General features: G+C 41.5%; 22 protein-coding genes, 1 rRNA gene and 2 other annotated features. All 23 genes read right to left on the bottom strand.

Annotation, left to right across the window (positions count from 1 at the left end; translation table 11 throughout):
- Positions 1 to 111: 111 nt before the first annotated feature.
- A complete protein-coding gene (gene rplJ / locus M3183_RS18380; RefSeq protein ID WP_251472000.1) occupies positions 112 to 612 on the bottom strand; it encodes a 50S ribosomal protein L10 in 501 nt (166 codons plus the stop codon).
- Positions 613 to 645: 33 nt separating this feature from the next.
- Positions 646 to 772, bottom strand: a sequence feature (ribosomal protein L10 leader region).
- Between the two features lie 53 nt (positions 773 to 825).
- Positions 826 to 1524 carry a 50S ribosomal protein L1 gene (gene rplA / locus M3183_RS18375; RefSeq protein ID WP_251471999.1) on the bottom strand — a complete coding sequence of 233 codons (699 nt, stop codon included), beginning with the start codon at positions 1522 to 1524 and terminating at the stop codon, positions 826 to 828.
- Between the two features lie 112 nt (positions 1525 to 1636).
- Positions 1637 to 2062, bottom strand: coding sequence for a 50S ribosomal protein L11 (gene rplK / locus M3183_RS18370; protein WP_251471998.1), 426 nt, complete (start codon positions 2060 to 2062; stop codon positions 1637 to 1639).
- Positions 2063 to 2254: 192 nt separating this feature from the next.
- Positions 2255 to 2788 (bottom strand): transcription termination/antitermination protein NusG, encoded by a 534-nt coding sequence (gene nusG, locus M3183_RS18365; protein WP_251471997.1) that lies wholly within the window; start codon positions 2786 to 2788, stop codon positions 2255 to 2257.
- A 187-nt stretch (positions 2789 to 2975) separates the two neighbouring features.
- A complete protein-coding gene (secE, locus tag M3183_RS18360) occupies positions 2976 to 3158 on the bottom strand; it encodes a preprotein translocase subunit SecE (RefSeq protein WP_251471996.1) in 183 nt (60 codons plus the stop codon).
- A gap of 48 nt (positions 3159 to 3206) precedes the next feature.
- Positions 3207 to 3353 (bottom strand): 50S ribosomal protein L33, encoded by a 147-nt coding sequence (gene rpmG, locus M3183_RS18355; protein ID WP_251471994.1) that lies wholly within the window; start codon positions 3351 to 3353, stop codon positions 3207 to 3209.
- Between the two features lie 109 nt (positions 3354 to 3462).
- Positions 3463 to 4068 carry an RNA polymerase sporulation sigma factor SigH gene (sigH, locus tag M3183_RS18350; RefSeq protein WP_396953735.1) on the bottom strand — a complete coding sequence of 202 codons (606 nt, stop codon included), beginning with the start codon at positions 4066 to 4068 and terminating at the stop codon, positions 3463 to 3465.
- A gap of 114 nt (positions 4069 to 4182) precedes the next feature.
- Positions 4183 to 4692: an NYN domain-containing protein gene (locus M3183_RS18345; protein WP_251471991.1), complete on the bottom strand. Its 510-nt coding sequence runs from the start codon at positions 4690 to 4692 to the stop codon at positions 4183 to 4185.
- A gap of 5 nt (positions 4693 to 4697) precedes the next feature.
- Complete coding sequence (gene rlmB, locus M3183_RS18340) at positions 4698 to 5441, bottom strand: 23S rRNA (guanosine(2251)-2'-O)-methyltransferase RlmB (protein ID WP_251471990.1); 744 nt, start codon at positions 5439 to 5441, stop codon at positions 4698 to 4700.
- Positions 5438 to 5866: a Mini-ribonuclease 3 gene (locus M3183_RS18335; protein WP_251471989.1), complete on the bottom strand. Its 429-nt coding sequence runs from the start codon at positions 5864 to 5866 to the stop codon at positions 5438 to 5440. Before M3183_RS18335 ends, rlmB begins: the two co-directional genes overlap by 4 nt.
- 3 nt (positions 5867 to 5869) lie before the next feature.
- Positions 5870 to 7267, bottom strand: coding sequence for a cysteine--tRNA ligase (gene cysS / locus M3183_RS18330; protein WP_251471988.1), 1398 nt, complete (start codon positions 7265 to 7267; stop codon positions 5870 to 5872).
- Positions 7248 to 7916 (bottom strand): serine O-acetyltransferase, encoded by a 669-nt coding sequence (gene cysE / locus M3183_RS18325; RefSeq protein WP_251471987.1) that lies wholly within the window; start codon positions 7914 to 7916, stop codon positions 7248 to 7250. The genes cysS and cysE overlap by 20 nt, the downstream gene beginning before the upstream one ends.
- Positions 7917 to 8394: 478 nt before the next feature.
- Positions 8395 to 8658, bottom strand: a binding site (T-box leader).
- Positions 8659 to 8852: 194 nt separating this feature from the next.
- Positions 8853 to 10310, bottom strand: a complete 1458-nt coding sequence (gene gltX / locus M3183_RS18320) for a glutamate--tRNA ligase (protein ID WP_251471986.1) — start codon at positions 10308 to 10310, stop codon at positions 8853 to 8855.
- A gap of 71 nt (positions 10311 to 10381) precedes the next feature.
- Positions 10382 to 10864 (bottom strand): 2-C-methyl-D-erythritol 2,4-cyclodiphosphate synthase, encoded by a 483-nt coding sequence (gene ispF / locus M3183_RS18315; RefSeq protein WP_251471985.1) that lies wholly within the window; start codon positions 10862 to 10864, stop codon positions 10382 to 10384.
- A 48-nt stretch (positions 10865 to 10912) separates the two neighbouring features.
- The gene (gene ispD, locus M3183_RS18310) at positions 10913 to 11596 is read right to left on the bottom strand and encodes a 2-C-methyl-D-erythritol 4-phosphate cytidylyltransferase (protein WP_251471984.1); all 684 of its coding nucleotides are present in this window, start codon (positions 11594 to 11596) and stop codon (positions 10913 to 10915) included.
- 56 nt (positions 11597 to 11652) lie between these two features.
- Entirely contained in the window at positions 11653 to 12741 is a 1089-nt protein-coding gene (locus tag M3183_RS18305) for a PIN/TRAM domain-containing protein (protein WP_251471983.1), read from the bottom strand.
- Positions 12742 to 12905: 164 nt separating this feature from the next.
- Positions 12906 to 13979 carry a DNA integrity scanning diadenylate cyclase DisA gene (gene disA, locus M3183_RS18300; RefSeq protein ID WP_251471982.1) on the bottom strand — a complete coding sequence of 358 codons (1074 nt, stop codon included), beginning with the start codon at positions 13977 to 13979 and terminating at the stop codon, positions 12906 to 12908.
- A 3-nt stretch (positions 13980 to 13982) separates the two neighbouring features.
- Positions 13983 to 15362, bottom strand: a complete 1380-nt coding sequence (radA, locus tag M3183_RS18295; protein WP_251471981.1) for a DNA repair protein RadA — start codon at positions 15360 to 15362, stop codon at positions 13983 to 13985.
- 121 nt (positions 15363 to 15483) lie between these two features.
- The gene (clpC, locus tag M3183_RS18290; RefSeq protein WP_251471980.1) at positions 15484 to 17928 is read right to left on the bottom strand and encodes an ATP-dependent protease ATP-binding subunit ClpC; all 2445 of its coding nucleotides are present in this window, start codon (positions 17926 to 17928) and stop codon (positions 15484 to 15486) included.
- A gap of 5 nt (positions 17929 to 17933) precedes the next feature.
- The gene (locus M3183_RS18285; protein ID WP_251471979.1) at positions 17934 to 19019 is read right to left on the bottom strand and encodes a protein arginine kinase; all 1086 of its coding nucleotides are present in this window, start codon (positions 19017 to 19019) and stop codon (positions 17934 to 17936) included.
- Between the two features lie 2 nt (positions 19020 to 19021).
- Positions 19022 to 19570 (bottom strand): UvrB/UvrC motif-containing protein, encoded by a 549-nt coding sequence (locus tag M3183_RS18280; RefSeq protein WP_251471978.1) that lies wholly within the window; start codon positions 19568 to 19570, stop codon positions 19022 to 19024.
- Between the two features lie 65 nt (positions 19571 to 19635).
- Positions 19636 to 20097, bottom strand: a complete 462-nt coding sequence (locus tag M3183_RS18275) for a CtsR family transcriptional regulator (RefSeq protein WP_251471975.1) — start codon at positions 20095 to 20097, stop codon at positions 19636 to 19638.
- 569 nt (positions 20098 to 20666) lie between these two features.
- Positions 20667 to 20757: ribosomal RNA gene (gene rrf / locus M3183_RS18270) — 5S ribosomal RNA — on the bottom strand; the annotation flags it as partial.

The raw sequence follows: 20757 nt of genomic DNA, 5'->3' as shown, positions 1-20757 counted from the left end.
GAAGCCTATTGGCTTTAGGCAGCAAGACCATTCGTTAAGAAAGCTAAATAGCAGCCTTCCGGCCAGAACGACTTGTGCTTTTCCATCCATAAAAAAGACGTTTTCGCCTTCTTATGCGCCTTGTTCTTCTTTTTGATCTGCAACAGCTTTTGCAGCAAGAGCAAGGTTGCGGATTGGAGCTTGTAGTACGCTGAGTAGCATTGATAGTAAGCCTTCGCGTGAAGGAAGTTCAGCAAGAGCTTTAATTTCCTCAACTGTTGCGATGTTTCCTTCGATTACACCTGCTTTTAATTCAAGCGCTTCGTTCTTTTTCGCGAATTCGTTTAAAATTTTTGCTGGTGCTACTACATCTTCAGTACTGAACGCAATAGCATTTGGACCTGTTAATACTTCGTTTAATCCAGATAGCTCAGCAGCTTCTGCGGCGCGGCGTGTCATTGAGTTTTTGTAAACTTTAAATTCTACGCCAGCTTCACGAAGTTGTTTACGAAGTTCAGTTACTTGTGCAACTGATAAACCTCGGTAGTCAACTACAATTGTTGACACACTGTTTTTTAATTTCTCAGAGATTTCTTCAACAACTTGTTTTTTAGCTTCGATTACACTGCCCATTTTTACACCTCCTGTAGATTGTCTACATTTATACCAGGCATTAAAAATCCTCCATATCGAACACGAGACATGGAGGATGCATAAATTTCTATACGCTAACCTCGGCAGGAAATTAAGCTTTAGCAGCACCTGCTGTCTACGGTACAAATGTTTATTTTTTAAACAACAAATCATATTATAGAGAATGTTGTTTACATTGTCAATTGGTAAAAATTACTTAGCTCCTGCGGAAGAAGGATCTACCTTCACGCCAGGACCCATAGTTGAAGTAACAGTAACGTTCTTCATGTAGGTTCCTTTAGCAGCAGAAGGTTTTGCTTTTACCATTGTATCAAATACAGTAGTAAAGTTTTCAACTAACTTTTCGTTTTCAAAAGAAGTTTTACCGATTGGCACGTGGACATTTCCAGCCTTGTCAACACGGTATTCTACTTTACCTGCTTTGATTTCGTTAATTGCTTTTGTTACATCAAATGTAACTGTACCTGTTTTAGGGTTTGGCATTAAGCCTTTAGGTCCTAATACACGGCCAAGCTTACCAACTTCACCCATCATGTCTGGAGTTGCTACGATTACATCAAAATCAAACCAGCCTTGCTGAATTTTATTAATGTATTCTGAATCTCCTACATAATCAGCGCCTGCTGCTTCAGCTTCCTTCACTTTTTCACCTTTTGCGAATACTAATACGCGTTGAGTTTTACCAGTTCCGTTTGGAAGCACTACAGCACCGCGGATGTTTTGGTCAGCTTTCTTAGGGTCAACGCCTAAACGGAAAGCAACTTCTACGGTTGCATCAAATTTTGTAAAGTTTGTTTTCTTAGCTAGGTCAATTGCTTCTGCAACTGGATAAGCTTTTGAACGATCAATTAGTTTCGCAGCTTCAATATATTTTTTGCCTTTTTTAGCCATTTTAAAATTTCCTCCTCGATTTGTGGTTTTAGCGGAATGGACCTCCCACGAAAAAGGTTGCGAGTACTTTTGGACTACGCAACCCTTTCATTACATTCACAGTTTACATGGATTAGTCTTCAATAGTGATGCCCATGCTGCGTGCAGTACCTTCGACCATGCGCATTGCTGCTTCAACGCTAGCTGCGTTTAGGTCGGGCATTTTTGTTTCCGCAATCTCGCGTACTTTATCACGCTTTACTGTTGCTACTTTATTACGGTTAGGCTGGCCTGAACCAGACTCGATTCCAGCTGCTTTTTTCAAAAGAACGGCAGCAGGAGGAGTTTTCGTAATAAATGTAAATGAACGGTCTTCAAATACCGTAATTTCAACAGGAATAATCAATCCAGCTTGATCTGCTGTACGAGCGTTAAATTCCTTACAGAATCCCATGATATTAACACCGGCTTGACCTAATGCAGGACCAACTGGCGGCGCTGGATTTGCTTTACCAGCAGGGATTTGCAATTTAACAAGTTTAATTACTTTTTTAGCCACGAGACACACCTCCTTAAAGTCCGTGATGTGGTTAATAGGGCACCTTTTAGGTTGTTCCCTCCCACTCATCTATCTTCTTTATATTAAAAATAAAGAAATCGACAATAGTCCTGTCTCTTAAATTGAGACATACTGACCCTTGAAATATTACCACTTTTTATAATTGATTTCAAGTTTTTTTACAATAACAGTTTATAATTTATCAATTTGTGTGAAGTCAAGCTCTACTGGAGTGTCCCGTCCAAACATATTAACCAGCACTTTCAGTTTCGCCTTATCCTTGTCCATTTCCTCAATATTACCAGTGAAGTTCGCAAATGGCCCTTCCTTCACGCGTACCGTTTCGCCAATTTCAAAGTCAGCATCCACACGTTTTTCTTCCACACCCATGCGTTTCAAAAGCGACGTTACTTCTTCCGGAAGCAATGGAGTGGGCTTTGAACCTGAACCGGCAGAACCGACAAATCCTGTTACACCAGGTGTATTCCTTACAACATACCAGGAGTCATCAGTCATCACGAGTTCCACAAGTACATAACCAGGGAATACCTTTCTTTTTACAACCTTTTTCTTGCCGTTTTTGATTTCTGTTTCTTCTTCCTCTGGTACGACAACACGAAATATTTTATCTGTCATACCCATTGATTCAACACGCTTTTCCAAATTCGCTTTTACCTTATTTTCATAACCTGAATAAGTGTGAACAACATACCAGTTCTTTTCCATTTCAGAGGACTAGATTGTCCGTCCCTCCCTGCTTGATAAATTGGAGATTCATCTATTTTGTTCAGCCGCGTTCCAGCCGCCTAAAAAGCAGTATTTCACTTTTTAAACCAAATTAAAAAACCCGTCAAAACGGGCCTTTAGATAAAATTTCCTTATTGATTACCATTATACCATGAAATATTATTAATTATTCAAGAATTAAACGAATCAACTTTGAAATTCCTAAGTCCAATACCGCAAAGAACACGGTAAAAAATACAACTGTTGTTAGTACAGTAACCGTCGAACGGGTAAGCTCGCCCTTCCTTGGCCAGCTGACTTTTCTCATTTCGCGAACAACATCGCTGAAGAATTTCTTAATGCGTTGCATTCTTTGTAACCCCCAACTATGGCAAATAGCACTGCTAAAATCTGTACCTTATTTTGTTTCTCGGTGAATGGTATGGGTTGCACAAGTTTTGCAGAACTTTTTCAATTCCAATCTAGTGTTTTGTGTCTCTTTGCTGATAGTTGAATAATTTCGCGAACCACATTCAACACAAGCAAGTACCACTTTTTTACTCATTTTTAGCACCTTCTGTATATCTTAAAAATGTAACATGTGACCCAATTTATTGTCAACAACCATCGAAACCTTACTCAAAGAGCACCCATCTTTTCAACTGCTAAAGCGTTCATAAAGAAAATTCACGTATCTCCAGATAACGCTCAAGCTTCCTCTTGACTCTTTGGAGGGCATTATCAATGGACTTCACATGACGGTTCAGTTCTTCAGAAATCTCCTGATAAGATTGACCATCCAAGTATAGTGCAAGGACTTTACGTTCCAGGTCGCTCAATAATTCAGTCATTTTAAACTCAATATGATCAAACTCCTCTTGATTAATAATGAGTTCCTCCGGGTCCAATACTTTCGCACCTGACAATACATCCATCAGCGTTCGGTCTGATTCCTCATCATAGATAGGCTTGTCTAGGGAAACATATGAATTTAATGGAATATGCTTCTGCCTTGTGGCTGTTTTAATAGCCGTAATAATCTGGCGGGTAATGCATAACTCAGCAAATGCCTTAAATGAAGTAAGCTTGTCCTCGCGGTAATCACGAATTGCTTTATATAGTCCAATCATTCCCTCTTGGACAATGTCTTCCTTATCTGCTCCCACCAAAAAGTAGGATCTTGCCTTTGCACGAACAAAATTCCGATACTTATGAATTAAATAATCCAATGCATCACTGTCACCTTTGTGCACTAAATCAATAATACTCTCGTCTTCCATAACGAACAGCTGCTCATTGACCTTTGCTCCGAAGTCAGTACTCAAGCGCGATCCCCTCCACCGAACAAGCATAGATAACATTATTATACATTAGAAATTTTTTGAAGTCGAGGGTCATTCCTGTCCTCTGCGCCACTTTTCGAAAATTTCCGCCATCTCATCGCTAATTGGGATTTTGCTGACCGGTTTTGTTTCTTGTATGTTTTTCACTTTCCTTTCAATGCCTTTTTCGACTGAAGACATCTCATTCAACAGTTCACGAGCAGATTTTCTTAATGCCCCTTGTCCAAAAATCGCCCACTGCTCCGTATAATCAGAGGTGGCCACATGGATTTGCGTCCTTCGATTATTTAAACTGATGGCCAGCTTTTCAATTCGTTCGTCAGCCGTCTCATTCTCTTTTGTAAAAATAACTTCCACCTTATAATTTCTATACTTTTTTTCCGTCCCAGGTACATAATATGCGTCAAAAACCACTATTACCCGATAGCCTGAAATGGCCTGGTACTCTGCCATTCTATCAATTAAGCGGTCCCTTGCTGCAGCTAGGTCGTAATCCTTTAGCGCTTTTAACTCGGGCCATGCACCAATAATGTTATAGCCGTCTACAAGCAGGATATCCATAAGCCCTAGTCCCCAAGAGGGTGTCGATTTCGATAAACCTCATACATAAGCAATGCTGCTGCAACAGACGCATTTAATGATGTAACTTTCCCAATCATCGGAAGACGAATAAGGAAATCACACTTCTCCCTAATCAGCCGGCCCATTCCTTTTCCTTCACTGCCAATGACCAGTCCAAGCGGCAGTGTACCATCAAACTGCCGATAATCCTGAGTACCAGCAGCGTCCGTTCCGGCAATCCAAATTCCTCGTTCTTTTAGTTCATCAATGGTTCGGGCCATATTCGTGACCCTGACTACAGGTATATATTCAATTGCCCCTGTTGAAGCTTTTGCAACCGTTGCAGTTAATCCGACAGCCCGGCGTTTTGGGATAATAATTCCGTGAGCACCGGAAGCATCCGCTGTTCTCATAATGGAGCCCAAATTATGCGGGTCCTCGATTTCATCCAATAATAAAAAGAAAGGAGGCTCATTTTTCCTTTCGGCAGCAGTAAAAATATCATCTAGTTCAGCATATTGATAGGCTGCAATATAGGCGAGAACACCCTGATGGTTTTGATCAGTGATTTGGTCAATCTTTTTCTTTGGCACAAATTGGACCAAAACATTTCCCTCTTTTGCAAGCCTGGTAATTTGCTGCATCTGGCCATGCTGGGACCCTTCCGCAATTAAAATTTTATTAATATCCCGGCCGGATTTTAAAGCCTCAATCACCGGGTTTTTGCCAATGATGTATTCTTGATTCAATGTGATGCTCCTCCTTTCTGCTGTTCTTCAACATATCGAATGGCCTTCTGGATAAGCTCTTCCAGCCGCTCTTGTTTACCTGATAAATATAAATAGCCCATTAATGCTTCGAAGGCCGTACTATATCGATAGGTTTGCACATCCGTATTTTTTGGAACTGTCCCCGACTTTGCATTCCTTCCACGTGATACGACTGACAACTCGTCCTCATGTAAAAGGTCGTCGTCCATCATCTGAAACAGAATCTTACATTGAGCCTTAGCAGAGACATATCCCGTTGCAGCACGATGCAAAAGGTGCGGCCGGACCTGACCGCTGTAAAGAAGGTGACGGCGGACATATATTTCAAATACTGCGTCACCCATATAAGCAAGGGCAAGAGCTTTTAACTGGAATGCATCTAATGTATTTTCATAATCAAGCATGAATTAGCCTCTTTTCCACCTTGTACCTTGAGGAGTATCTTCCAAGATAATGTTCATTTCCTTTAACTGATCACGAATCTGGTCAGCTAATTGAAAGTTCCGGTCCTTCCTTGCTTGGATCCGAGTTTCAATTAACGCATCAATCTCTTCATCCAGCATTTCCTCCTGACCAATCGTTAAACCAAGAACGGTAAATAATTCCTCAAATTGTTTTGTAAATGCATCAATAACTTCCACCGCTGTATTCTTTTCTAAAAGATAATAATTCGCCAATTTGGATAGTTCGAACAGTACAGAAATAGCCAGTGCGGTATTAAAATCATCATCCATGGCTTCGATAAATTCCGCCCTTAATGCTTTTATTTTATCAATCCACTCCTGATTATTTTCTGTTAAATTTGTACTTGCTTCCCGGCGGTACTTTAAATTTTGATAAGATGTTGTTAATCGTTCAAATGCTGCCTTTGTGCTTTCCAGCAGCTCTTCACTATAGTTAATTGGATTGCGGTAATGAACCGAAAGCATAAAAAATCGTAAAACCTGCGGATTATGCTTCTTGATAATATCATGTACCAAGACAAAGTTACCGAGTGACTTTGACATCTTTTCATTGTCAATATTGATATAACCATTGTGCATCCAATAGTTTGCAAAGTTTTTCCCTGATAAGCTTTCAGATTGGGCAATTTCATTCTCATGGTGCGGGAAGGTCAAATCCTGGCCGCCGGCGTGAATATCGATTGTTTCTCCAAGATATTTCTTTGCCATCGCTGAACATTCAATATGCCATCCTGGGCGTCCTGGTCCCCATGGACTTTCCCAGAAGATTTCCCCTTCCTTTGCGGCTTTCCATAAAGCAAAGTCCAAATCATCTTCTTTTTTATTGCCCACTTCAATTCTGGCTCCTGCCTGCAGTTCATCAATGGACTGGTGCGAAAGTTTCCCATAATCATCAAAGCTGCGTGTCCGGAAATAGACATCCCCCTCTGATTCATATGCATATCCTTTTTCAACAAGCTGTTCAATAAAGTCAATAATGATATCCATATTTTCCATTACCCTTGGATGAATATCGGCCTTCTTGCAGCCCAATGCTGATACGTCCTCGAAATAAGCATTAATAAAGCGATTGGAAATCGTAGGAACATCTTCCCCAAGTTGTTTCGCTGCCCGGATTAATTTATCATCCACATCGGTAAAGTTAGAAACATATTGGACATTATAGCCGCGAAATTCAAAATAACGGCGGACCGTGTCAAAAACAATGGCCGGACGAGCATTACCAATATGAATATAATTATAGACAGTCGGACCGCACACATACATTTTCACTTTTCCTTCTTCCAGCGGTACGAATGTTTCTTTTTTTCGTGTCAGTGTATTATACAGTTGAATGGTCATTAACGTTTTTCCCTTCCTGTTTTAATTCTTTTAGTTCAGATTTCAGCCATTCTAATTCGGCCTGCATTTCTTTAAAACGATCAGAAACTGGATCTGGCAGATCACTATGATTTAGATCTCTTTTAATCCGCTTGCCGTCCTGAATGACGACCCTTCCTGGAATACCTACCACAGTAGAGTTAGGGGGCACCTCTTTTAAGACCACCGACCCGCCGCCAATCTTAGAATTTTCCCCAATGGTAATGGAGCCAAGCACTTTTGCCCCTGTAGAAATAAGAACATTATCCTTAATGGTCGGATGCCGCTTTCCTTTTTCTTTCCCTGTTCCGCCTAATGTTACCCCTTGATAGATAGTTACATTATCTCCGATTTCACAGGTTTCTCCAATAACCACGCCCATCCCGTGGTCAATAAAAAATCTCCTGCCTATTTTTGCCCCTGGATGAATTTCAATTCCCGTGAAAAAGCGGCTGATTTGGGAAATAACCCGTGCCAGAAAAAATAATTTCCGCTTATAGAACGAATGAGCAAACCTGTGCGCCCAAATTGCATGCAGACCTGAATAGGTTAAAACCACCTCTAATTTCGTCCGTGCCGCCGGGTCTTGATCAAATACAACATCAACATCTTCCATTAACATTCTAAACATTTCCATCCCCCCTAATACGAAAAGCGTAAGCGCCTTGGTCAGCCCCGACAAGCATAAGACGAGCCGGCTAGAAGGCTGCTTTTTAGCCTTCTTGACGGATTGGCTTATGACCTCGAGGGGCTAGGCGCTGAAGCCAGACAATACTAAAAGCGTAAGGCGCCTGCTTAGCGGCGACAAGCACAAGACAAGATGGCTGAAAGGTTGCTTTTTAACCTTTTAGACGGATTGGCTTGTGACCTCGAGCCGCTGGCGCCTGAAGCTAGACAATACTAAAAGCGTAAGGCGCCTGCTTAGCGGCGACAAGCACAAGACAAGCCGGCTGAAAGGTTGCTTTTTAACCTTTTAGACGGATTGGCTTGTGACCTCGAGCCGCTGGCGCCTGAAGCTAAACAATACGAAAAGCGTAAGGCGCCTTGGTCAGCAGCTTGAATTACGAAATTTTTCGTTCTTTACTATTAAAAAACGCCCCTGTCATAATGACAGAGACGCTCGTGCGTGGTTCCACTCTGATTAGGCCGGATAAAACTTCCCTGCAATCTCTTAAAAGGAATAGCAGCAAGCTTCCATGCCTCACTCTTGCTTGTTAACGGAAAGGTTCCGCCCAAATCTACTCGATTACATTCTTTTGAAATGGGACTCAGAGGTGCATTTCAAAAAATGAGGGGCTTAAACCACTTTCAGCCGGTGATGGTTCTCTCTTTCAAGCAATCATTTTTTTACTTTTCCTCTTCTACGTTTTAGCTCATATAAGGTGTAACTGAGTCTGTAGGAGACTTTTTCTCCCGCAGATTGTTAGTTGAACTAATCGGGCTTTTACGGGCCGTTGATCACCCGTTTAAGCATCCTGCTTGTACTTAGCATTGAAGCGGGGATCTTACTGTCCCTTTAAGCAGGATAAAATATTTATATTTACTATATTACATCTTAACCTTAATGTTAACTAATAATTTGCTTAATTCTTTGTTGAACCTTTTCTTTTCCTATAAGTTCAATGGATTTAGGTAAATCAGGACCGTGGGTTTGTCCTGTGACCGCAGCACGAATCGGCATAAACAAGTTTTTCCCTTTATGTCCAGTAGACTTTTGAACAGCCTTCATGGCCGCTTTGATTTTGTCAGCTTCGAAGCCTTCCATGTGGTCAATCTCTTCAGAGAATGCCTTTAATACTTCCGGCACCTGTTCACCTGCAAGAACTTCTTTTGCTTCTTCTTCATATTCTACCTGATCTTTAAAGAACAAATCAGAAAGCTCCACAATTTCCGCACCATAGCTCATTTTTTCCTGCAGCAGGGATACAAGATGATGCACCCATTCTTTCTCATCCGCTGTCATGTTCTCCTGTACACGGCCAGCCTTAATAAGATGTGGTAAGGCAAGGTCTATCACCCGTTCCACGTCAACCTTTTTAATGTATTGGTTGTTCATCCACAACAGCTTTTGTTTATCAAATAGTGCCGGTGATTTAGAAAGACGATTTGCATCAAAAAGCTTAATAAACTCTTCCTTCGAGTACAGCTCTTCTTCGCCTGCAGGCGACCAGCCGAGCAAAGTAATAAAGTTAAAAATGGCTTCCGGCAGATAGCCTAATTCTTCGTATTGCTCGATAAATTGAATGATAGATTCATCACGCTTACTCAGCTTTTTCCGGCTTTCGTTTACAATTAAAGTCATGTGGCCAAAAATAGGCGGTTCCCAGCCTAGTGCCTCATAAACCATCAACTGCTTCGGAGTGTTTGAAATATGATCATCACCACGAAGTACGTGTGACATTTCCATTAAGTGATCATCGATGGAAACCGCAAAGTTATAGGTCGGTGTACCATCTTTTTTCACTATAACCCAATCACCCATGCCTTCAGATTCAAAAGAAACAACGCCCTTTACCATATCATCCCAGGTATAAGTTTTATCCTCTGGAACAATGATCCGAATGCTTGGTTTCCGCCCTTCATTTTCCAATCGTGCCCGGTCTTCTGCAGTCAAGTGACGGCATTTACCTGAATAATGCGGTGTTTCGCCGCGGGCAATCTGCTCTTCCCGCTCTTTTTCTAATTCTTCTTCCGTACAATAACATTTATATGCTTGTCCATTTTCTAATAACTGTTTGTAGTAGCCCTCATAAATATCATTCCGCTCTGATTGACGGTAGGGGCCGTATTCTCCGCCGATATCTACACTTTCATCCCAGTCGATTCCAAGCCATTTCAAATATTTCAACTGGCTTTGTTCGCCGCCTTCAATATTGCGCTTCTTATCAGTGTCTTCTATCCGGATAATAAATTTCCCGCCTTTATTACGGGCAAATAAATAATTAAACAACGCCGTACGGGCATTTCCGATATGTAAATGTCCGGTCGGACTTGGTGCATATCTTACACGTATTTCATTTGACATTCTAATGCCTCCGCTTTCCCAGTTGGTTTTCACCTGATTCATTTTACCACTATGATTTTACCGGATAAAGTCTAAACATTCACCTTTTTAAGCAGAACAATAGCTTGTGCTGCAATCCCTTCGCCTCTTCCGGTAAAGCCTAACTTCTCTGTTGTTGTCGCCTTAACATTAATTTGGCTTGTTTCAGCCTCCAGCAATTCCGCAATTCTTGCCTGAATTTGTTCAATGTATGGCGCCATTTTAGGCTTTTGGGCAATTATCGTGCAATCTGCATTCACAAGCTCATATCCCTGATTTTTGACCAGCTGCCAGATATGTTCCATCAGTTTGGCGGAATCAGCATCCTTAAACTGGGGGTCCGTATCAGGGAAATGTTTGCCGATATCTCCCTCACCAATCGCACCAAGACAGGCATCAGAAACTGTATGCAATAATACATCTGCATCTGAATGCCCCAGCAGCCCTTTTTCATAAGGGATTGTAATGCCGCCGATAATAAGCGGTCTTCCCTCTGTTAATTGATGCACATCAAACCCTTGTCCTATTCGAAACATTTTCATAAACTCCTTTTATCCAGCTTCAGTGCCTGATTTAGGGCACGCCTACGTCTTTCGCTTTTTCAAAATAGCTTCCGCAAAAAATAAATCCTCTGGTGTTGTTAATTTTATATTATCGTAACTGCCTTCTACAATGGTAACCGGATAGCCTATTCGCTCGACAAGACTGGCATCATCTGTGCCAAGAAAGTGATCTCTGTCTGCCTGCTCATATGCCTGCAAGAGCAATGGAACACGAAAAGCTTGCGGGGTTTGAACTGCCCACAAGCTAGAACGTTCAACAGTCGTTGTCACAACACCATTTTCCACCTTTTTCATCGTGTCTTTTGCCGGAACACCAATAATGGCAGCGCCTGTTTTTTCCGCTGTTTCTGTCAAACGCTTAATATCGTCCTTTTGTATAAAAGGTCTAGCAGCATCATGAACAAGAATAATCCCATGATCTGTAACTGTCTTTAAAGCATTAAAAATACTATGCTGGCGTTCCTCCCCGCCAGGCACCAAACGTTTTGCCTTCGTCAGTTTATGTTTACGAATTATCACTTTAAATGCTGCCTCATCCTGTGGATGAATGGCTAAAATAATTCCTGTACAGGCCGCATCAGCTTCAAATACCTTTAACGTATGGACCAGTACAGGAATTCCATCCAGTTCAAGCAGCAGTTTATTCTTCCCTGCTCCCATTCTTTTCCCCTGACCAGCAGCCGGGATAATGACCTGGTAAGTCATACTAAAACCTCATTCTCTCTATTTGTTCAACCCAAGTCTTTTTACTAGGTTTTTCTTTATAATGCCTTTTCTAACAGCTTTGGTTTAGCAAAAATCATTCTGCCGGCAGATGTCTGAAGAACACTGGTCACAAGAACTTCAATTCTCTTTCCAATATACTCTCTGCCTTCCTCCACTACAATCATGGTACCATCATCAAGATAAGCAACCCCCTGATGGTGTTCTTTACCGTCTTTAATGACCTGAACGGTTAACTCCTCTCCCGGAAGTACAACCGGCTTTACTGCATTTGCCAGATCATTGATATTTAAAACAGCCACTTTTTGAAACTCACATACTTTATTCAAATTAAAATCATTGGTGACAAGCATACCATTTGTTAATTTCGCAAGCTTCACAAGCTTGGAATCTACCTCTTGAATTTCTTCAAAATCACCTTCATAAATTTCCACCTTAATAGCCAGCTCTTTTTGAATTCGATTTAAAATATCCAGGCCCCTTCTCCCACGGTTCCGCTTTAGCACATCAGAGGAATCGGCAATATGCTGCAGCTCTTCAAGGACAAACTGTGGAATAACAATGGTTCCTTCCAAAAATCCTGTTTGGCAGATATCCGCTACCCGTCCATCAATAATGACACTTGTATCCAAAATCTTCAAAGACCGTCCGGAAGGCTTTTCTGACTCCTCTTCAACAGACTTTTTCTTACTGCCGCCTTTTCCAAAAAGACTAAGCAGTTCATCGCGCTTTTTAAACCCAACCTGAAAACCAAGGTAGCCGAATAATAATGTTAGAACAATCGGGGCAACCGCGTTCAAGATTGGCACTTGGACAGCATTTAATGCAAACCCAACTAAAAAGGCGACTAATAATCCAAAAAATAATCCGACGCTTCCAAATAATACATCGGTAACCGGAATTTTAACGAGCGAATCCTCAGCCCACTTAATAAAATCAAACACATAATCTACTGCCCAAAAGGTAAGAAGATAAAAAATAATAGCCCCTAAAATAGCAGTAACATAGGAATTATTTATAAGACCAGCTGACCCTAAACCTAAAACTTTAAATAATTCCGGCAAAAATAATATTCCAAGCGTACCGCCGATGATCAGGAAGCATGCTTGCACAATACGTTTTAACATTTCTTCACCTCCTCTAATAATTATAAACATATTTGTAAAAATGAAACCGTGATTTGCCAATTATTTTTCGAAAATGTAAACATCTTGAAATCCATTTGTTACGGATTGATCCAGCGGCATTTACAGGCAGGATAAAAAATAAAATTCCTCCAAAATAAACCTTTTTAAAGATGTCTATCTGTATAAAGCCGGTCTTTAATTAATTTAAATCCCTCTTTGATTTTCTTTGCCCTTACTTCTCCAATCCCTTCTACTTCATCCAGCTCCTCAACGGATGCCGCAATGATGCTGCAAAGGTCACCAAAGTTTTCAATTAGATTCTCAATAATCACACCAGGAAGTCTTGGAATTTTATGAAGAATCCGGTAGCCGCGGGACTTTTTATTTTCCTCCAGATGAACATATCCAAGATAGCCCAATAATTTAAGCAGGAATGCATCCTCCAGATTACTGCTGGTTACCGACACTTGGATACGTTGCAAGACTTCCTCCGGCTTAATTTCCCGGTCAAAAGCATAGTCCTTAATAATCAGCATCATTTCATTTTCCAGCTCTGTTAATATTTCATTCATCTGCAAGCGGATGAGCCGCCCTTCTGTTCCCAGCTCATACAAATACGTCAGCAGCTCAGTTTTTATTTTCAAAACCATTTCAAACCGATGAAGCACCAATAAAAAATCATTATATGTAACGGACTCCTCAAACTCCAGAATGCTGAAGTTCATAATCGTCTGCTCCATCACGGCCTTATACTTTTCCAGTGTTTGAATGGCCTGATTGGCTTTCGTTAAAATCACCGCAATATCTTTTAACGCATAGCGGTGATTGCCCTGGTACAAGGTAATCACATTCCTTCGCTGTGATATCGCAATGATAAGCGCCTTCGTTTGTTTGGCTACTCTTTCCGCCGTGCGGTGCCGCATTCCAGTCTCAGTGGACGAAATTTGCGGGTCCGGAGCCAGCTGCGCATTGGCAATTAAAATTTTATTGGCCTCTTCATTAAGGATAATGGCTCCATCCATTTTTGCCAGCTCATATAAAAAGCTTGGCGAAAATGGGCAGTTGATTACAAAACCGCCATCTACCACGCTTTTTACCTTTTCATTACAGCCAATAACAATCAATCCGCCAGTATTCGCCCGCAGGACATTATCCAGTCCTTCCCGGATGGGCGTGCCCGGGGCGATTAATTGCAATAAATCTGTAATAGACTGTTCTCCAGTCTTTTTATGCTCCATCTCTTATCCCCCTAATGCTGCTTTAAGTGCCTCGCTTACTGATGAAACCCCAATAAGTTCGACACCCTTTGGTCCCCTCCAGCCGCCTAAATTATTAGCTGGTAAAATAACCCGCTCAAAACCAAGCTTTGCTGCCTCTTGAACGCGCTGTTCTATCCTTGACACCCGCCTTATTTCTCCGGTTAAACCGACTTCTCCAATTATGCAGTCTGTTGGTCTTGTCGGCTGGTCCCTAAAACTTGAGGCAATACTGATGGCCACTGCTAAATCAATAGCCGGTTCATCCAATTTCACACCGCCGGCTACTTTTACATAGGCATCTTGATTGGCTAAAAGCATTCCAACCCTTTTTTCGAGGACAGCCATTAATAATGGAACCCGGTTATGATCAATTCCTGTTGCCATTCTCCTTGGATTTCCAAAACTCGTCGGGGAGATTAAGGCTTGAATTTCAACCAGGACCGGCCTGGTTCCCTCCATTGAAGCAACCACCGTTGAACCAGCCGCTCCGCGGGATCGCTCTTCAAGAAATATTTCAGAAGGATTAGCCACTTCTTCCAGCCCGAATTCCTTCATTTCAAAAATACCCATTTCATTTGTAGACCCAAATCGGTTTTTAACTGCCCTAAGAATCCGGTAGGTATGGTGTCTTTCCCCCTCAAAGTAAAGTACCGTATCCACCATATGCTCTAACAATCTAGGACCTGCAATCGACCCTTCCTTTGTCACATGACCGACAATAAATATGGCAATCCCCTTTGTTTTTCCTATCCGCATCAATTCTGACGTACATTCACGAACCTGGGACACACTCCCCGGCGCTGATGTAACATCGGGGTGAAAAACGGTTTGAATGGAATCAACAATGACGAAGTTTGGATTGGTCTGATCAATGGTCCGGTTTATTTCCTCCAAATTCGTTTCTGCATAGACAAACAAGTTTTCAGAAGAAATACCTAAACGTTCCGCCCTTAATTTAGTCTGTCTTAGTGATTCCTCACCTGATATGTATAAAACCTTTTGTCCTTTCCCGGCAAGCTGTGATGAAACTTGAAGAAGAAGTGTCGACTTACCGATTCCCGGGTCTCCCCCAATCAGTACTAACGACCCCTTAACCACACCGCCGCCAAGGACACGGTTAAACTCCACCAAATCTGTATAAATCCTTGGTTCACTCACGGTTTCAATGGACGTAATCGGAGTAGGTTTGGTTAAAATCGTACCGCCTTGAGAGTGGGCAAACGCTCCCCTTCTCGAAGCTCCTGTTACCTCTACTTCCTCCACCATCTTATTCCAAGTACCGCAGCCCGGGCATTTCCCCATCCATTTTGGGGATTCATACCCGCACTCTTGACAGATAAACTTTGTTTTCCTTTTTACCATCTGTTCTTCCCCTCTAGTCTTACAGAGAATTTAGTGTCATATGTAAAAAGAGGTACACGGGTTAATTTTATTCACGTGTACCTCTTATTTTAAAAACCGGTTAAAATACTTTACAGCTGAATTACTTTGCTACAGTTTCTTTCTCAGCTGTTTTTACTGTGAATTCACCATTCTCAACATCTATTATAGCATGCTGGCCTGTTAATAAAGTACCTTTTAACAGCTCCTCTGAGAGACGGTCTTCAATATGTTTTTGAATAGCCCTCTTCAACGGTCTTGCACCGTATTCAGGATCATATCCCTCATCTGAGATTTTATCTCTTGCAGCAGGTGTCAATTCAACAGAAATATTCTGTTCTTTTAAACGTTTAATTAAACTATCCGCTAACAGTGTAACAATCTCATTTAAATGCTTTCTTTCAAGTGCATGGAAGACGATGATTTCATCAATTCGGTTCAAGAATTCAGGACGGAAAGCCCTTTTCAACTCTTCCATTACTTTTCCTTTCATATCCTTGTAATCTTGTGCAGCTGTATCCTGAATGTTAAAGCCGACAAACTTATTCCGTTTCAATGCTTCAGCACCGACGTTAGATGTCATAATCAGAACTGTGTTGCGGAAATCAACGGTACGTCCCTTTGAATCTGTCAACCGGCCATCTTCAAGTACTTGAAGCAAGATATTAAACACATCTGGATGCGCCTTTTCAATTTCATCCAAGAGAATGACAGAATAGGGCTTTCTGCGGACCTTTTCAGTTAACTGTCCGCCTTCCTCATAACCTACATATCCTGGAGGCGAACCAACTAGACGAGATGTCGAGTGTTTCTCCATATACTCGGACATATCGATACGGATCATAGCATCTTCATCACCAAACATAGCTTCTGCCAGGGCGCGGGCTAATTCTGTTTTACCAACACCTGTAGGGCCAAGGAAGATAAAGGAACCAATAGGGCGTTTCGGATCTTTTAATCCAGCCCTTGCACGGCGGACAGCCTTCGCAACAGCCACAACTGCTTCATCCTGTCCGATAACACGTGAATGCAGGATTTCCTCTAAGTGAAGAAGCTTAGCAGTCTCTGTTTCTGCTAGTTTAGAAACTGGAATTCCTGTCCAGCTGGAAACAACTGCTGCAATGTCCTCAACTGTCACCTCACTGTTTTCTTTTCCTTGTTTTTCTTTCCACGTTTTCTTCGTTTCCTCCAATTGTTCACGCAATCGCTGCTCGGAATCTCTTAATGAGGCAGCTTTTTCAAATTCCTGGCTTTGAACAGCTGCATCCTTTTCCTTACGTACTTCCTCAAGTTTAACCTCCAGCTCTTTTAAATTTGGAGGAGTGGTATAAGAACGAAGTCTTACCTTTGAACCAGCCTCATCAATTAGGTCAATCGCTTTATCCGGCAGGAATCGATCTGAAATATACCTGTCAGATAACTTAACTGCTGCTTCAATCGCATCGTCTGTAATTGATACACGGTGATGAGCTTCATAACGGTCACGCAATCCTTCTAAAATTTGAATGGATTCCTCCGCAGTCGGCTCATCCACCCGAATTGGCTGGAAGCGGCGCTCAAGTGCTGCGTCCTTTTCGATATATTTACGGTATTCGTCAAGTGTTGTAGCTCCAATACATTGAAGCTCTCCACGGGCAAGAGACGGCTTTAAGATGTTAGAAGCATCAATGGCTCCCTCTGCTCCACCGGCACCAATTAATGTGTGCAGCTCATCAATAAATAGAATAATATTACCTGCCTGGCGGATTTCATCCATAACCTTTTTCAAACGGTCTTCGAATTCACCACGGTATTTCGTACCGGCAACCACAGTCCCCATATCCAAGGTCATAACCCGCTTATCGCGGAGTATTTCCGGAACTTCATTATTCACAATCTGCTGTGCAAGGCCCTCTGCAATAGCTGTTTTACCAACACCAGGCTCACCAATTAATACCGGGTTATTTTTTGTCCGGCGGCTTAATACTTCAATGACACGCTGGATTTCCTTACTGCGACCAATAACGGGGTCAAGGCTTCCTTCTCTTGCAATTGCAGTTAAATCACGGGCAAGGCTGTCAAGTGTCGGTGTGTTGGCATTTGCAGCAGCACCGCCTTGATGTCCGCCTGATTCATTGCTGCCAAGCAGCTGTAGAACCTGTTGGCGAGCTTTATTTAAGCTGACGCCTAAATTATTGAGGACACGGGCAGCAACCCCTTCTCCCTCACGGATTAAACCAAGCAGAATGTGCTCAGTACCCACATAGGAGTGTCCTAATTTTCTTGCCTCATCCATGGAAAGCTCGATAACTTTTTTTGCTCTAGGTGTATAGTGAATAATCTGTGAGGATTCTTGGCCTTTGCCAATTAGGTTTTCTACTTCTTTTTGAATCTTATCAGAACCTAATCCAAGTCCATAAAGGGCTTTAGCTGCAATTCCTTCTCCTTCACGAATAAGTCCCAATAAAATATGTTCAGTACCAATATTATTGTGTCCAAGGCGGATTGCCTCTTCCTGTGCTAAAGCCAGCACCTTTTGTGCTCTTTCAGTAAAACGGCCAAACATCATAGCGTTCACTCCTCACCTTTTATGTTTTTAGATTCCATTTTAAGACGTTCGCGGATTAAAGCGGCACGTCTGATATCCCTTTCATGCGGCCTTAGCTGTCCCCCAGCATACTGCTGCAGGAAGCCAGGCTGGGTCAGGATCATTAATTCATTAAGGATGCTTTTTGACATTTGATGAATGTAGCCCATGTCAATACCGAGTCGAACATCGGATAAACAACGGGCTGCTTCCTTAGATTCAATAATCCTGCTATTAGTTAAAACGCCCAAAGAGCGGAACACCCTGTCTTCTAATTGTATGTTGGAAGTTCTTTGTAATGCTTCTCTTGCTGACCTTTCTTGTGAAATTAGCTGGCTGACAACCCCCATCAAATCCCGGCAAATATCTTCTTCTGATTTTCCCAGGGTAATTTGATTGGATATTTGAAAGATATTCCCCAGCGCTTCACTGCCTTCTCCATAAATTCCTCTTACGACAAAGCCCAATTGATTAATTGCTGGAACAATTCGATTCATTTGCTGAGTCAAAATCAGCCCCGGCAGATGCATCATTACAGAAGCCCGAATCCCTGTACCGACATTTGTCGGACAACTGGTCAAATAGCCATACTTTTCATCAAAAGCGTATTGAATATGATCTTCAAGCCAATCATCAATCTCGTTTGCTGCCTCCAGGGCATTGGCTAATTGAAGACCAGGGAATAAACATTGAATCCGGATATGATCTTCTTCATTAATCATAATACTAACTTCTTCATTTTCGGTTAATACCACTGCCCCATTAGGTGATTCTTCTGCGAGCTGAGGACTTATTAAATGTTTTTCCATCAAGACTCTCTTCTGAAGCGGCTGCATTTCGTTAATTTTTAACAGCTCCATTGGTCCAAACGTTTCAAATCCTGATGTTTTTAAAAGATGTTCCATCTTTGCAACAACCATTTTAGCTTCTTCATGTGAAAACAAGGATGGAAATTTATATTGCTCAATATTACGTGCTAAGCGGATACGTGTACTTAAGACGATATCGGAGTCTGGACCTTCCTCACTCATCCAAGAGCTTACCGCTTGGTTTAAAAAATGCTCGAGCGACATAATTATTCCCCTCCCTCAGCATTGCCTGCTAATTTCTTCTCAATACTGCGAATTTCATCGCGGATTTGAGCTGCCTTCTCAAACTCTTCACTGGCAATGCATTGTTGCAGGCTTTGTTTTAGTTCATCTACATGTTTGCGTAGATGGATGTCGCCGCCAATTCTTTTTGGAATCTTCCCATTATGTGTCCAGTTCCCACTGTGAAGCCTTCTCAAAACAGGTTGGAGCTGGTCTTTAAAAGTTTCATAACAATGAGCACATCCAAATCGGCCTAACTTCAGAAATTGCGGAAATGTCATGGAACAGTATTCACAATGGAGCAGTTCCTCCTGCTGAAGCGGGCTTTGACTCGGCTTTTGAAATGAAGGATCTATCTTTAATAAACCAGCTAATAAATTATTAAAATCAAATCCTGGTTGTCCGCTAAACATCAACATTCCACTTTTTTCCTGGGCACATACTTCACAAAGATTTACTTCGGTTTTTTCACCATTAATAATTTTAGTAAAATGAAGTGCCGCAGGTCTTTGACCACACTCTTGGCAAAGCATATTTTTCACCTCTCCTAAAGCTTGGTACTCTCTCCACGATGCAGGAGGAGAATCATTGTAAAAATTTATTTATATTTCAAAGTAGTAAGCATGGCTTTTAACATTCTTGCTCTTAGTTCATCACGATATGGGAGATCAATATATAATACGGATCGGTCAATAACACTCAGCATAATTTTAGCTTCCCGTTTTGTAATGATTTCTTCTTGTATTAATCTCTCTATAACATTTTCGGCACTCACTTGACTAATCCTGCTTTGAATTAACGACAATAATTGATCAATTAATTCAATATAATCATTGGATTCCACCTTCATGATACGGATATACCCGCCGCCGCCGCGTTTGCTTTCGACAATATAACCCCTTTCAATAGTGAAACGGGTGTTTATTACATAATTTATTTGTGAAGGAACACATTGAAATTTATCAGCAACTTCGGCACGTTTAATTTCCACATGATCAGCTTCACTCAATTCTAAAACTTGCTTTAAATATTTTTCAATAATATCGGAGATGTTCCTCATCTTTCCACCCCCCATTTATTATATCTGACTTTGACTATATTTGACATTAATTATACTTAAAATTTTTTCAAGATGCAACGATTCACTACATTATGATTTTTTCCAAATCTCGCGGTTATGAAACCTCTAATTTGCGGGAAAAAATACTATTTTAGTTAGAGGTTCTGCTTTTTTTATAAATTATCTGGATGAATTTTGGGATTTTTTGGGGACTTACGGGAGGTTTGAGGTAATTAAAGAATACTTTTATATTCTTTCCAAGATAAGGGAGATTAGGTTCTCTCTATATAACCTCTGTATTGAGCTTTTACTTGGATATGATACAGGGCGATAACTTTGGTCTATATCCCCTATGTATTGATCTTTCACTGGGTAGATGGCTGATAGAGAGGATCTATGGACCCTCAGTACTAACTTTTTGCCGGTTAAACGGTAGATAGACTGGGGCTATGTGCCTTGAAGTTAACTTTTCCATAACACAGGCTTGATCAATTTTTCAACTTTATGAGAAGCTTCTTTTTAAAAGACAACACAAAAAAGACAACCTTTTATAGATTGTCTTTTTATTTGCCCGGCAGCGTCCTACTCTCACAGGGGCAAGGCCCCAACTACCATCGGCGCTGAGAAGCTTAACTTCCGTGTTCGGTATGGGAACGGGTG

Source organism: Neobacillus mesonae, from assembly GCF_023715155.1.
Classification (GTDB): domain Bacteria; phylum Bacillota; class Bacilli; order Bacillales; family Cytobacillaceae; genus Neobacillus; species Neobacillus mesonae_A.
This window is presented reverse-complemented; position numbering and strand designations above follow the sequence as displayed.

What these genes read in the sequence shown, in the direction of transcription:
- rplA (WP_251471999.1), bottom strand. Translation starts at nt 1,524, where the DNA reads ATGGCTAAAAAAGGCAAAAAATATATTGAAGCTGCGAAACTAATTGAT.
- ispD (WP_251471984.1), bottom strand. Translation starts at nt 11,596, where the DNA reads ATGACTTACCAGGTCATTATCCCGGCTGCTGGTCAGGGGAAAAGAATG.
- M3183_RS18305 (WP_251471983.1), bottom strand. Translation starts at nt 12,741, where the DNA reads ATGTTAAAACGTATTGTGCAAGCATGCTTCCTGATCATCGGCGGTACG.
- M3183_RS18335 (WP_251471989.1), bottom strand. Translation starts at nt 5,866, where the DNA reads ATGCTTGATTATGAAAATACATTAGATGCATTCCAGTTAAAAGCTCTT.
- M3183_RS18280 (WP_251471978.1), bottom strand. Translation starts at nt 19,570, where the DNA reads ATGCTTTGCCAAGAGTGTGGTCAAAGACCTGCGGCACTTCATTTTACT.
- nusG (WP_251471997.1), bottom strand. Translation starts at nt 2,788, where the DNA reads ATGGAAAAGAACTGGTATGTTGTTCACACTTATTCAGGTTATGAAAAT.
- disA (WP_251471982.1), bottom strand. Translation starts at nt 13,979, where the DNA reads ATGGAGCATAAAAAGACTGGAGAACAGTCTATTACAGATTTATTGCAA.
- rplJ (WP_251472000.1), bottom strand. Translation starts at nt 612, where the DNA reads ATGGGCAGTGTAATCGAAGCTAAAAAACAAGTTGTTGAAGAAATCTCT.
- M3183_RS18285 (WP_251471979.1), bottom strand. Translation starts at nt 19,019, where the DNA reads ATGTCGCTCGAGCATTTTTTAAACCAAGCGGTAAGCTCTTGGATGAGT.
- cysE (WP_251471987.1), bottom strand. Translation starts at nt 7,916, where the DNA reads ATGTTTAGAATGTTAATGGAAGATGTTGATGTTGTATTTGATCAAGAC.
- gltX (WP_251471986.1), bottom strand. Translation starts at nt 10,310, where the DNA reads ATGTCAAATGAAATACGTGTAAGATATGCACCAAGTCCGACCGGACAT.
- radA (WP_251471981.1), bottom strand. Translation starts at nt 15,362, where the DNA reads ATGGTAAAAAGGAAAACAAAGTTTATCTGTCAAGAGTGCGGGTATGAA.
- sigH (WP_396953735.1), bottom strand. Translation starts at nt 4,068, where the DNA reads ATGGAAGACGAGAGTATTATTGATTTAGTGCACAAAGGTGACAGTGAT.
- cysS (WP_251471988.1), bottom strand. Translation starts at nt 7,267, where the DNA reads ATGACCATTCAACTGTATAATACACTGACACGAAAAAAAGAAACATTC.
- rpmG (WP_251471994.1), bottom strand. Translation starts at nt 3,353, where the DNA reads ATGAGTAAAAAAGTGGTACTTGCTTGTGTTGAATGTGGTTCGCGAAAT.
- M3183_RS18345 (WP_251471991.1), bottom strand. Translation starts at nt 4,692, where the DNA reads ATGGATATCCTGCTTGTAGACGGCTATAACATTATTGGTGCATGGCCC.
- ispF (WP_251471985.1), bottom strand. Translation starts at nt 10,864, where the DNA reads ATGTTTCGAATAGGACAAGGGTTTGATGTGCATCAATTAACAGAGGGA.
- clpC (WP_251471980.1), bottom strand. Translation starts at nt 17,928, where the DNA reads ATGATGTTTGGCCGTTTTACTGAAAGAGCACAAAAGGTGCTGGCTTTA.
- secE (WP_251471996.1), bottom strand. Translation starts at nt 3,158, where the DNA reads ATGCAACGCATTAAGAAATTCTTCAGCGATGTTGTTCGCGAAATGAGA.
- M3183_RS18275 (WP_251471975.1), bottom strand. Translation starts at nt 20,097, where the DNA reads ATGAGGAACATCTCCGATATTATTGAAAAATATTTAAAGCAAGTTTTA.